At 67.2% G+C, this 11,110-nt stretch carries 11 protein-coding genes; 5 read left to right on the top strand and 6 right to left on the bottom strand.

The features are described from left to right. The first annotated feature begins 289 nt into the window (after positions 1-289). The 5 genes from dctP (at position 290) to AB7M35_RS20215 (ending at position 5,624) form a co-directional block, all read left to right on the top strand. The gene (dctP, locus tag AB7M35_RS20195) at positions 290-1,288 is read left to right on the top strand and encodes a TRAP transporter substrate-binding protein DctP (RefSeq protein WP_453962242.1); all 999 of its coding nucleotides are present in this window, start codon (positions 290-292) and stop codon (positions 1,286-1,288) included. A 102-nt stretch (positions 1,289-1,390) separates the two neighbouring features. Continuing rightward, on the top strand, positions 1,391-1,918 hold the full coding sequence (locus AB7M35_RS20200; protein ID WP_453962244.1) for a TRAP transporter small permease: 528 nt from the start codon (positions 1,391-1,393) through the stop codon (positions 1,916-1,918). Beyond that, complete coding sequence (locus tag AB7M35_RS20205) at positions 1,918-3,213, top strand: TRAP transporter large permease (RefSeq protein ID WP_453962245.1); 1,296 nt, start codon at positions 1,918-1,920, stop codon at positions 3,211-3,213. Before AB7M35_RS20200 ends, AB7M35_RS20205 begins: the two co-directional genes overlap by 1 nt. A 43-nt stretch (positions 3,214-3,256) precedes the next feature. After that, complete coding sequence (locus tag AB7M35_RS20210; protein ID WP_453962246.1) at positions 3,257-3,700, top strand: type II 3-dehydroquinate dehydratase; 444 nt, start codon at positions 3,257-3,259, stop codon at positions 3,698-3,700. 28 nt (positions 3,701-3,728) lie between these two features. Then, positions 3,729-5,624, top strand: a complete 1,896-nt coding sequence (locus AB7M35_RS20215) for a bifunctional sugar phosphate isomerase/epimerase/4-hydroxyphenylpyruvate dioxygenase family protein (protein ID WP_453962247.1) — start codon at positions 3,729-3,731, stop codon at positions 5,622-5,624. A 49-nt stretch (positions 5,625-5,673) separates the two neighbouring features. Here AB7M35_RS20215 and AB7M35_RS20220 read toward each other — a convergent pair whose 3' ends face one another. From AB7M35_RS20220 to AB7M35_RS20245, 6 genes are all read right to left on the bottom strand, one after another. After that, entirely contained in the window at positions 5,674-7,302 is a 1,629-nt protein-coding gene (locus tag AB7M35_RS20220) for an MFS transporter (RefSeq protein WP_453962248.1), read from the bottom strand. Continuing rightward, the gene (locus AB7M35_RS20225) at positions 7,299-7,754 is read right to left on the bottom strand and encodes a DoxX family protein (RefSeq protein WP_453962249.1); all 456 of its coding nucleotides are present in this window, start codon (positions 7,752-7,754) and stop codon (positions 7,299-7,301) included. Before AB7M35_RS20225 ends, AB7M35_RS20220 begins: the two co-directional genes overlap by 4 nt. Next, on the bottom strand, positions 7,739-9,607 hold the full coding sequence (locus AB7M35_RS20230; protein WP_453962250.1) for an amidohydrolase: 1,869 nt from the start codon (positions 9,605-9,607) through the stop codon (positions 7,739-7,741). The genes AB7M35_RS20225 and AB7M35_RS20230 overlap by 16 nt, the downstream gene beginning before the upstream one ends. 69 nt (positions 9,608-9,676) lie before the next feature. Then, positions 9,677-9,934, bottom strand: a complete 258-nt coding sequence (locus tag AB7M35_RS20235) for a DUF1427 family protein (protein WP_453962251.1) — start codon at positions 9,932-9,934, stop codon at positions 9,677-9,679. Between the two features lie 24 nt (positions 9,935-9,958). Beyond that, positions 9,959-10,636, bottom strand: a complete 678-nt coding sequence (locus tag AB7M35_RS20240; RefSeq protein WP_453962252.1) for a hydrolase — start codon at positions 10,634-10,636, stop codon at positions 9,959-9,961. Between the two features lie 78 nt (positions 10,637-10,714). After that, complete coding sequence (locus tag AB7M35_RS20245) at positions 10,715-11,080, bottom strand: response regulator (protein WP_453962253.1); 366 nt, start codon at positions 11,078-11,080, stop codon at positions 10,715-10,717. Positions 11,081-11,110 lie beyond the last annotated feature (30 nt).

Raw genomic sequence — 11,110 nt, forward strand, 5'->3', positions numbered from 1 at the left:
AGTGAACCTCTGACGGAAGCCATTTTATCGGTTGGCATCTTTACCGAGATCGCCCTCATTTCTCAAGCCGCGTGCGTCCTGCGCCGTCGGGCGCGGGGGCAGCCTCGCATGTCTGTCGCGCCCATCAACGGCTAGCCGAGAGGGCCCCGAAGTCGATCATACGAAATCATAAATCTCATAGGAAATCAGATTCACCTATTGATGGCCGATCCATCCAGTGCGATGGTTCCCCATGCGGTGCATGCCCATCCGCACGCGCTCAAGAACACATTGCCAGAGGGAGAACCCCATGACGCGTCACTTCACCCGTCGCTCCGCGTTGGCCGCCGGCATTGCCGCCGCCGTCACCGCGACTGCGTTTTCGAGCTTCTCGGTGCAGGCTCAGGACAAGCCGAACCTGCGCTTTTCCGCCGTCTTCTCCGAGAACGACATTCGCGCCGACATGATGAAGAAGTTCGGGGAGAGCATCTCCGACGGCTTCGTCCTGCAGCCGTATTACGGCGGCACGCTCTTCAAGCAGGGCACCGAGCTGGTGGCCCTCCAGCGCGGCAACCTGGAGATGGGCAACGTCGCTCCCCAGGACATCGCCAAGCAGATCCCCGAATGGTCGATCCTCACCTCGGCCTACCTGTTCCGCGACGCCGACCATCTGAAGACGTTCTTCGCCAGCGATGCCGGCAAGGAAATGAAGGGGATGGCCGAGGACAAGCTCGGCATCCATATTCTCGGCCCGACCTATTTCGGCACGCGCCAGGTCGGCCTGAAGGTCGACAAGCAGATCGAGACGCCGGAGGACATGTCCGGCATCAAGCTGCGCATGCCGGGCGGCGAGGCGTGGCAGTTCCTCGGCTCGGCGCTTGGGGCGAACCCCACCCCGATGGCCTATGCGGAGGTCTACACCGGCCTTCAGACCGGCGCGATCGACGGTCAGGACAACCCGCTGCCGAACGTCAAGAACATGAAGTTCTACGAGGTCATGTCGCAGATCGTGCTGACCTCGCACCTGGTCGGATACGACCTCCTCGTCGTCTCCAAGAAGGTGTGGGACGCGATGTCGCCTGAGGAGCAGGAGAAGTTCCAGGCCGCCGCCGACGAGGCGATCGGGTGGAGCACCGAGCAGCACCTGAACCAGGAGAAGGAGCTGGCCTCCTTCATGGAAGAGCAGGGCCTCAAGCTCTACAAGCCGAACGTCGACGCCTTCCGCACCTACGCGCAGGACAAGTACAAGAACTCCGACCTCGCGAAGGACTGGCCCGAGGGCATGCTCGACAAGATCAACGCCCTTTAGGACTGTTTCGGCGGGGCGGTCGCAGGACCAGCCCCGCCGATCCTCATGCTTGCGGGCGCGCCACGCGTCCTTCGTCCATGACGTGACAGCTTGAGACCGCCGGTGAGATCCACACGCACAACAGCTCTCGCGGAATGGCTGCGTCGCAGGGCCGAGAACGTCGCCGTCTGCCTGCTGGCGGTCATGTTCCTGGCCTTCATCGCACAGATCGTCTTCCGCTACGTCCTCAACTGGCCGATCGGCTGGCCCTCCGAGGTCACCGTGGCGACCTGGCTCTGGCTGGTGCTGTGGGGGGCGGCCTTCGTCGTGCGCGAGGACGAGGAGATCCGGTTCGATCTCGTCTATGGCGCGGTGCCGGGCATGATCCGCAGCATCATGACGGTCGTTTCCGGTCTCGCCCTGCTGGTTCTCTACATCGTCTCGCTGCCGGCGGTGATCGACTACGTGACGTTCATGAAAGTGGAGAGCACGACCTATCTCCACATCCGGCTCGACTGGCTCTACTTCATCTACGTGATCTTCGCTGCGGCGATCATCGTTCGCTACGCCTGGATCGTCGGCGACACGCTCCTCAACGGTGACCGGACGACGCGGCAGCGAGAGCGCGACGCGGGGAGCTCGGGGCTGTGATGATCGACCCGTTCGTCGCGGCTGTCCTCGCGATCGTCCTGCTCAGCCTGCTCGGCCTGCCGATCGGGCACGCGATGATCGCCGCCTCCATTCTCTATCTCTATCTGGCGGGGCTGGATCTCGGCACGGTGGCCGAACAGATCCTCAACGGCATGTACTCGAGCTACATCCTGCTTGCCGTGCCGCTGTTCATCCTGGCCGCCGAGCTGATGAACACCGGCTCGATGACCGAGCGGCTGCTCAATTTCTGCAACGCGCTCGTCGGCCGCTTCCGTGGCGGGCTCGCCCAGGTCAACATCGTCCAGAGCATCATCTTCGCCGGAATGTCGGGGTCGGCCATCGCCGATGCCGCCGGAACCGGCCGGATGATGCAGAAGATGATGACCCACGAGGGACGCTACACGCCGAGCTTCGCCGCCGCCCTGACGGCGGCCTCGGCGGTCATCGGCCCGATCATCCCGCCGTCGATCCCGGTCATCCTCTACGCGCTCGTGAGCGACGTCTCGATCGGCTACCTGTTCCTTGGCGGGGTCGTGCCGGGGCTTCTGATGGGGCTCGCGCAGATGGGCATCGTCGCGGTGATCGCGCGCCGTCGCGCGTTTCCCGTCGAAGCGCCGGTTCCCATGCGCGAGCTCCCGAAGATCACGTTTCGGGCTTTCCCCGCCCTGATGATGCCGGCCGTTCTCCTCGGCGGGATCTACAGCGGCGTGACAACGCCCACCGAGGCGGCGGCGGTGGCCGCGGCGTACGCCTATCTGATCTCGGTCTTCTTCTATCGCACGGTCACGCTGGAGAGCACCTACCGGTCGCTCCTGTCGAGTGCGCGGATCACCGCCTCGATCGGCATGCTCATCGCCGGCGCCCTGGTCTTCAACTACGTCGTCACCATCGAGAACATCCCGCGCACGATCAGCCAGGCGCTCACCGCCTACGAGCTGTCGCCGTGGATGTTCCTGCTGCTGGTCAACGTGATCCTGCTTGCGCTCGGCTGCCTGCTGGAGGGGACGACGATCCTGCTGGTCATCGTGCCGGTGTTCCTCCCCACCGCGCAGGCGCTCGGCATCGACCCCGTCCACTTCGGCATCGTCGCCGTCGTCAACATCATGATCGGGCTGATCACGCCGCCCTATGGCCTGCTCCTGTTCGTCATGACGACCATCGCGCGACAACCGCTCAAAGCCATCGTGCGCGACATCACACCCTTCCTGCTGGCGATGCTGGTGATGCTGATGGTGATCACGTTCGTGCCCGACCTCGTGCTCTGGCTGCCGCGCCTGTTCGGCTACCAGGGCTGAGGCGCCACCCCAACCGCATCGCGCCTGAAACCGAGAGAGACCGATGAAGCCGATTTACGTCCTCAACGGACCCAACCTGAACCGGCTCGGTCTGCGCGAGCCGGAGATCTACGGCACCACGACGCTGGCCGAGGTCGAGGCGATGTGCCGCGAGGCGGCCGGCGAGACCGGCCTCGTCTTCCGCCAGTCGAACCGCGAGTACGAACTCATCGAGTGGATCCACGAGGCGATCGACGAGGGATCGGCCATCGTCATCAATCCGGCGGCGTTCACCTTCACCTCGATCGCGCTGCTCGATGCTCTCAAGATGTTTCCCGGCCCGCTGATCGAACTGCACATCTCCAACATCCACCGGCGCGAGGCGATCTATCACAACTCGCTCGTCTCGACCGTCGCCACGGCGGTGATCGCCGGTCTCGGTGCCCGGGGCTATCCGGCGGCCGTCCGCGAGGCGCTGGCGCTGGCGGCGAGCCGCGCCGGATCCTGATGCCGGGCGCCCAGGAGGGGACACCCCGATGAAGACATCGATCGCCACCGTCTCGATCAGCGGCGACCTGCGCGAGAAGCTCGCCGCGATTGCCGCGGCGCGGTTCGACGGCGTCGAGATCTTCGAGGCCGACTTTCTCGCGTTCGACGGGTCGCCGGCGGAAGTGGGACGGATGGTCCGCGACCACGGCCTCGAGATCACCATGTTCCAGCCCTTCCGCGACTTCGAGGGGATGCCGGAGCCGCAGCGTGCGCGCAGCTTCGAGCGGGCCGAACGCAAGTTCGATCTGATGCAGGAGCTTGGCACCGACCTCATGCTGGTCTGCTCCAACGTGTCGGCCCAGTCGCTCGGGGGCATCGACCGGCTCGCCGACGACTTCCGCGAACTGGGCGCGCGCGCCGCGCGTCGCGGGCTGCGCATCGGTTACGAGGCGCTCGCCTGGGGCCGGCACATCAACGACCACCGCGATGCCTGGGAGGTGGTGCGCCGAGCCGACCACCCCAGCGTCGGCCTCGTGCTCGATTCCTTCCACACGCTGGCCCGCAAGCTCGACGTGGACTCCATCCGCGCCATTCCGGGCGACCGGATCTTCATCGTCCAGCTGGCCGATGCACCGCTGATCGACATGGACCTGCTCTACTGGAGCCGGCATTTCCGCAACATGCCGGGCGAGGGCGACCTCGACGTCACCGGCTTCATGCGTGCCGTGGCCGCCACCGGCTACTCCGGCCCGTTGTCGCTGGAGATCTTCAACGACCAGTTCCGGGGAGGCTCGCCGAAATCCATCGCGATCGACGGCCACCGCTCGCTGATCGCCCTGATGGATCAGGTGAAGCGCAGCGAGCCGCAGGTCGCGATCGACGTGCCGGACATGCCCGACCGCGTCGCCGTCGACGGCGTGGCGTTCGTGGAATTCGCGGTGTCCGACCGGGAGAGCGACGAGCTGGACCGGCTGCTGCGCGCCATGGGCTTCTCGGCTGCCGGCAGGCACCGGAGCAAGGAGGTGACGCTTTACCGGCAGGGCGACATCAACATTCTCGTCAACACGGAGAAGGAGGGGCTCGCCCACTCGTCCTATGTCGTGCATGGCGCCAGTGCCTACGCGGTGTGCCTGCGGGTCGAGGACGCGCAGGCCACTCTGGAGCGCGCCCGTGCGCTCGGGGCGACGCCGTTCGAGCAGCAGGGCGAGCCGGAGGAACTGAATATCCCGGCGATCCGGGGCGTCGGCGGCGGGGTGATCTTCTTCATCGACGGCAAGAGCGATCTCGGCCGGATCTGGGAGATCGATTTCGACCTCTCCGACGATGCGACACGCGCGGGTGTGGGGCTGGCCGCCATCGATCACATCGCCCAGACCATGACCTACGAGGAGATGCTCACCTGGATTCTCTTCTACACGTCGATCTTCCGGACGCGGAAGCTTCCGATGGTCGACGTGGTCGATCCCGGCGGCCTGGTGCGCAGCCAGGTGATCGAGAGCGGTGACGGCTGCCTGCGGCTGACGTTGAACGGCGCGGAGAACCGCAAGACGCTCGCCGGCCGCTTCATCGCCGAAAGCTTCGGCTCGAGCGTCCAGCATCTCGCCTTCTCGACCCCTGACATCTTCGCAACCGCAGAGGCCCTGGAGGCGTCGGGCTTCCGGACGCTGCCGATCTCCGCCAACTACTACGACGACCTGGTTGCCCGCTTCGCGCTCGATCCGTCGCTGATGGAGCGCCTGCGTGCCCTGAACATCCTCTACGACCGCGACGACAACGGTGAGTTCTTCCAGCTCTACAGCCCGAACTACGGCGAGGGCTTCTTCTTCGAGATCGTCGAGCGGCGGGGCGGCTATGCCGGGTACGGCGCGCCCAATGCCCCCTTCCGGATCGCCGCCCAGAAGCGGTCCATGGACCGCCACGCCCGCGACGGCCTTGCGATCTAGGGCGCTCACGCCGGCGGGGTCGCTGGCCCGGCCCCAACGCCTGCTTCGATCAGCGCTCGGCTGAAGGATCCAGCGCGATCAGGTGGCGGACTTCAGGCGCTACCGCGCCGCGGTGGAACACCGTCGCCTCGGCCTGGAGATCGGCGGCGGCGCGCGAGACACGGCGGTGCTGGCGAAGGTGTTCGGCCCAGGACGACACGAAGAACCATTCGACCACCTTCCCGGGGGCTGCCGGATCCTCCGATACGCCCCAGGCATAGGCCCCGTCGCGGCGGCGCTGGGACGACAGCCGTGTCAGCGCCCGCACGAAGTCAGCGACGTCGTCCGGGGCAATCTCGTATGTGATCGTGATCAGCACCGGTCCCCGATCGTCGGACGGCGCTGTGACGACGGACGGTTCCGGCCAGTGGCTCGACGGAGACAGGTCGTCCTCGCCGGATGGGAGCGCCGCCCGATAGACGATCAGGGCGGTGACCGCGAGCCCCGCTGCCGCGATCAGCAATGCGACCGGGACGCTGCTTGCCTCACCGACGAGGCCCCAGCCGAGCGATCCGGCTGCCATCGCGCCATTGAACACCGTGAGATACACGGCGAGGCCGCGCCCGCGCACCCAGTCCGGAAGGATCGACTGCATGGTGGCGTTGAGGGTCACGAGGACCGTGATCCAGGCCATGCCCAGCACGAACGTCGCCGCCAGCGCCACGGCCTTGGCGCCGGTGAGGGCGAGCAGCATGCAGCACAGGGCGGTGACCAGCGACGCGGCCAGCACCAGCCGGTCCTGACCGAGGCGCGCGCGCAGGCGGGGCAACAGCAGCGCACCGGCGATGGCGCCGAGCCCGATCGAGCCGAGCATGACGCCGTAGAAGCCCGGGCCGCCGGCGAGTTCCCGCCGCGCGACGAGGGGCAGAAGCGCCCACACGGCACTGCCGAACAGGAAGAACACCGCGGCACGCCAGAGGAGCCGGTGCATCTCGCGGCTGGCGATGGTGTAGCGCAGTCCGGCCCTGAGGGCCCCGTGGAACCGCTCGTGGAGCGTGTCGTCCTTCTGCGCCGGTCGTTTCCACCAGAGGAGGGCGCCGATAACGACGAAGTAGGTCAGAACGTCGATCCCGTAGGTCGCGGCGGCTCCCAGCATGGCGAGCGCGAAGCCGCCGAGCGCGGGGCCGAGCGCGCGCGCGATGTTGATCCCCAGCGAGTTCAGCGCCACGGCGCTCTTCAGGTCCGGCCGCGGCACCAGTTCCGGCACGACCGCCTGCCAGGCGGGCATGGTGAGCGCGGCTCCGACGCCGCCGAGAAAGGTCAGCAGCACGAGGCTGGAGACAGACAGCGCCGACAGCGAGGCCAGGGTGGCGAGCGAGAACGAGACGCAGGCGAGCCCAATCTGGACGGCGATCAGGAAACGCCGGCGGTCGAGGATGTCGGAGAGAACGCCCGACGGAATGGCGAGCAGAAAGATCGGCAGCGTCCCGGCCGCCTGTATCAGGCCGACGGCCGCCGGAGACGGAGTGAGCCCGCTGACGATCCACTGGCTCGCCACGTCACGGACAAAGGTTCCCATGTTGCCGAGGACGGTAGCCGTCCACAGGATGGCGAAGACCTGATGCCGGAATGGCGCGAAGGCGCCCGGGACTGGAGCACCGGCGGGCTTTGGCGGCTGGTCAGCGGGGCTCGTGTTCATCGATCGCGACCCCGGCTCGTGTGGATCGCCGCCAGCGCCAGCCCACCGACGATCGCCACATGTTCGAAAAAGGTTGCGGCCTGGCGCACGCGGTCGGGTCCCGCTGCGGCCCAGAACGGATGGGCGAGCAGGGTCGCGAGGATCGTGAACACGGACAGGATGCCAGCCCCCAGCCAGCACCAGCGCCGTGTCAGGAGTAGAGCTGCGCCGCCGAGTTGGGTGACGATGACGGCGGCGGCGAAGAGCGGGGCGGGCTGCAGCCCGAAGTGGCTCATTTCGGCAGCGGCGCCGGGAAGATCGAAGAGCTTGATCAGGCCGCTGACGAGAAAGGGCGAGGCGAGGGCCAGTCTGACCGCCGTCGAAATGCCCGGCAGGTCGGCGAGCCGTTCAAGGGCGCGCGGTGCGGCAAGGCTCGTCATCTGACGATACTCCTGTTTCAGAATGCCCAGCACGAGCAGCCGAGCGCTCCCCAGAACGCCGTCTCGTCGGACGCGGGAATGTCGCTCGCCCATGCCCCGGCGTGGGCATGGCCGTGGACGCCGCAGGCGCTGGCGCATCCGCAGTCCGCGGACGACAGGATGGCGTGCTGCGCGGGGTTGCCGGCTTCGCGCGCCTGATATCCGCCGTAGCTGCGGACCGGCGACCAGTCGGGCATGGGCGGGGGAAGGTCGGGGGCGAGGGGCTTGAACTCGGCGTCGCCATGGACCGGCCGGCCGCCGAGAAGTGTCAGCACCGAGGTGATGTCCTGGATGCCCTCTTCAGGCACCGCGAAATAGTCGGACGACAGCACGGCCAGATCGGCGAGCTGGCCAGTCTTGATCTGTCCCTTCTTTCCGATCTCGGACGAGAACCATGTGTTGGCCTCGGTCCAGAGGCGGAGCGCGTCCTCGCGGTCGAGGCGGTTGGCCGCGGGATAAAGCGTCATGCCGCCGAGCGTCTTGCCGGTGACCAGCCAGGAGAGCGAGACCCACGGATTGAAGGACGCCACGCGGGTGGCATCGGTGCCGGCGCCGACGGGCAGGCCGGCCTCCATCATGCGGCGGACGGGAGGCGTGTGCTCCGCGGCGCGGCTGCCGTAGCGCGCGGCGAAATATTCGCCCTGATAGGCCATGCGGTGCTGGATCGCGATGCCGCCGCCGAGCGCCGCGATGCGATCGATATTGCGCGCGTCGATCGTCTCCGCATGGTCGATGAACCAGTGCAGGCCATCGAAGGGGATATCGCGATTGACCGCCTCAAAGACGTCGAGCGCGCGGGTGATCGTCTCGTTGTAGGTCGCGTGCAGACGCCAGGGCCAGCGGTGTTCGGCGAGGAGCCGGACCACCGGCTCGAGGTCGCCTTCCATGGACGGCGGCATGTCCGGCCGCTCGACGCGGAAGTCCTCGAAGTCGGCGGCGGTGTAGACGAGCATTTCGCCGGCGCCGTTGTGCCGGTAGGTATCGTCGCCCTGGCCCGGCGCGACCTGGCCGGCCCAGCTTGCGAAGTCGGCGAGCTCCTCCTTCGGCTTCTGGGTGAACAGGTTGTAGGCGATGCGCACGGTGAGGTGTCCCGCCGCGTGCAGCTCCTCGATGATGGCGTAGTCGTCCGGGTAGTTCTGGAAGCCTCCGCCGGCGTCGATCACGCTCGTGACGCCGAGGCGGTTCACCTCGCGCATGAAGTGCCGGGACGAGTTCTTCTGGTAGTCGGGCGGCAGCTTCGGACCCTTGGCGAGCGTCGCGTAGAGGATGGTCGCGTTCGGCTTGGCGACCAGCATTCCCAGCGGGTTGCCGCGCCCGTCGCGGACGATCTCGCCGCCGACCGGGTCCGGCGTGTCCTTGGTGTAGCCGACGGCGCGAAGCGCTGCGGCGTTGAGGAGCGCCCGGTCGTAGAGATGCAGGATGAAGACCGGCGTGTCGGCGGCGGCCGCGTTGATTTCCTCGAGGGTCGGCAGCCGCTTCTCCGCGAACTGATGCTCGGTGAACCCGCCCACGACGCGCACCCACTGCGGCGGGGGCGTGCGGGCCACCTGGTCCTTCAGCATGCGCATCGCGTCAGCGAGCGATCGCACCCCGTCCCAGCGGAGCTCCATGTTGAAGTTCAGCCCGCCCCGGATGATGTGCATGTGGCTGTCGATCAGCCCGGGGATCACGCGTCGCCCGCCGAGATCGACGATCTCGGCATCCGCTCCGGCGAGCTCGCGCACCGCGCGTTCGGACCCGACGGCGAGAAAGCGACCCTCCCGGATCGCCACGGCCTCCGCCTTGGGACATTGGCGGTCCAGCGTGGTGACCTTGCCGTTGAGGAGGATCATGTCTGCAGAGGTCATTTGCAGGTTCCGGGAAATGAGGATCAGGACAGGGAGGGCAGGGTGGCGCGTGACCGGCGCCACCCAAGGTCAAGCCGGGTCGCTCTTCTGGCTTCTGTCGCCGGGCAGCCGGCCCATCACGTGGTCGGCGCAGCCGGTCCGGACGTAGTCGATGACCGGAACGCCTTCCCAAAGCCGCTTGGCGATCGGCAACGCCTGTTCGCCCAGCAGGATGCCCAGGAGGCCGATCAGCGCGATGGCCGGCGGCGCGGGAGACCGCACCCCCATGAGGCTGTAGACGAGGCCGACAACGAGGCCCGCGCCGAGGGAAAGGAGGTACGGCTTCACGAGGCCTCTCCGCCGTTCGGGTCTCTATTCGGCGGCAACGTTCGTCTCGTGGCCGCCCTCGGACGCCCCGAACATCGAGCGGGCGTAAAGGATGCCGAGCCCGTAGGCGCCGGCGTTGGTCTTCGCGATGCCCGTGGTCAGGTCGTAGGTGTCTGCACGGCCCCAGTCGCGCTGAAGCTCCAGCAGGTACTGGACCGAGGTCATCGGCTGGGCGCCTGCCTGCACCATCCGGTCCACCGCGCGTTCGTGGGCCTCCGCCGAGACATCTCCGCATGCGTCGGCGATCACGAAGACCTCGAAGCCCTGGTCGATCGCGGAGAGCGCCGGGCCGACGATGCAGACGGAGGTCCACAGGCCGGCCAGAACGATGCGGCTGTTGCCGATCTCGTTGACCGCCGCGATCACCGCTTCGTCCTCCCAGCAGTTCATCGTGGTGCGGTCGAGCATCGCCTGGTTGGGGAACGGCCGGGTCACCTCGTCGAACATCGGGCCCGAGAAGCTCTTCTCGGCAACGGTGGTGAGGATCGTCGGGACACCGAAGCCGGCAGCTGCCTGGGAGACGAGACCGGCATTGTTGCGCAGGAGCACCGGATCGATCGACTTGGTGGCGAATGCCATCTGCGACTGGAAGTCGATCATGACGAGCGTGTGGTCGCCCGGGGTTAGCAAGAGGGCGCCGGGGGTGGTGTTCGCGGTCGGCATGGAGCGGCTCCTAGGAGTGTTGGATGGGGGTTGAACGTGATGCGGTGAGGCGGTCGCCCGGCTGCGGGAGGCGGGGCGTTATCGCGTGGGCCGCTCGAAGGTCTCGAGCAGCTTCACCAGCGCGCCCGCGGTCAGCGGCTTGGGCAGATAGGCGCGGACGCCGGCGGCCAGAGCCTGCGCCCGCATCCCGTCGCTCGGGAACGCGGTGACGATGATGGTCGGCACGACAATGCCGCCGGCCAAGAGTTCGCGGTGCAGGTCCAGCCCGGTCAGGACGGGCATGCGCATGTCGGTGATGAGGCAATCGATCTGCCGCAGCAGCACGTGCTCGTGAAGAAGGTCCGATGCACATTGGAACTCCAGAGGCTCGTGGCCCAACGCTCTCAGCAGCCCGGTGATGGCTTCTCTGGCAAAGCCGTCATTGTCGACCACCGCGATCAGCAACCTGCGACCCTCCCGTTCCGCCGCGCCGGC

The organism is Amorphus suaedae, from assembly GCF_053629675.1.

Excerpts from the sequence above, each read along its gene's own strand:
- AB7M35_RS20220 (WP_453962248.1), bottom strand. The coding sequence starts at position 7,302 with ATGAACACGAGCCCCGCTGACCAGCCGCCAAAGCCCGCCGGTGCTCCA.
- AB7M35_RS20205 (WP_453962245.1), top strand. The coding sequence starts at position 1,918 with ATGATCGACCCGTTCGTCGCGGCTGTCCTCGCGATCGTCCTGCTCAGC.
- AB7M35_RS20230 (WP_453962250.1), bottom strand. The coding sequence starts at position 9,607 with ATGACCTCTGCAGACATGATCCTCCTCAACGGCAAGGTCACCACGCTG.
- AB7M35_RS20240 (WP_453962252.1), bottom strand. The coding sequence starts at position 10,636 with ATGCCGACCGCGAACACCACCCCCGGCGCCCTCTTGCTAACCCCGGGC.
- AB7M35_RS20210 (WP_453962246.1), top strand. The coding sequence starts at position 3,257 with ATGAAGCCGATTTACGTCCTCAACGGACCCAACCTGAACCGGCTCGGT.
- dctP (WP_453962242.1), top strand. The coding sequence starts at position 290 with ATGACGCGTCACTTCACCCGTCGCTCCGCGTTGGCCGCCGGCATTGCC.
- AB7M35_RS20215 (WP_453962247.1), top strand. The coding sequence starts at position 3,729 with ATGAAGACATCGATCGCCACCGTCTCGATCAGCGGCGACCTGCGCGAG.